Source organism: Clostridium thermopalmarium DSM 5974 (assembly GCF_002995795.1).
In the GTDB taxonomy this organism is placed as follows: Bacteria; Bacillota; Clostridia; order Clostridiales; family Clostridiaceae; genus Clostridium_H; species Clostridium_H thermopalmarium.
The window spans coordinates 1-588 of sequence record NZ_PVXN01000062.1; the positions used below are offsets into that span (position 1 = coordinate 1).

The window sequence follows — 588 nt, forward strand, 5'->3', positions numbered from 1 at the left end:
AAGAGTATTCTATGGAGCAATGATAGCAGAAGGCATAATTGCCTTAGTTTGGGCAGCAGCATCAATGAGTTTCTTTGGTGGAGTAGAAGGACTTGCTAAATTCATGGCAGAAAATAATAGTAATGCTGGTATAGTAGTAAACACAATAACAAATAGCTTACTTGGAAAAATTGGTGGAACTTTAGCGGTAATTGGAGTTGTTGCATGTCCTATAAGTTCTGGAGATACAGCATTTAGAAGTGCAAGACTTACAATAGCTGATTCAATTAAATTTAATCAAGGATCGATTAGAAATAGATTAGCAATAAGTATTCCTTTATTTATAGTAGGATTCATTTTAACAAGAATAAACTTTGATATAGTTTGGAGATATTTTGGATGGTCAAACCAAACATTAGCAACAATAGTTCTTTGGACATCAGCAATGTATTTAGTACACACAAAGAAGAGCCATTGGATGGCGACTATACCAGCTACCTTTATGACAGCTGTATGTACAACTTATATATTAATAGCACCAGAAGGATTTAAATTATCAATGAGCATAGGTCTTCCTGTAGGAATAGTTGCAGCAGTTGCAGCTATAAC

General features: G+C 34.4%; 1 protein-coding gene. It reads left to right on the forward strand.

The annotated features are described in order from the left end of the window. A partial coding sequence (locus CPAL_RS12125; RefSeq protein WP_278320570.1) for a carbon starvation CstA family protein occupies positions 1-588 on the forward strand: 588 nt, incomplete at both ends.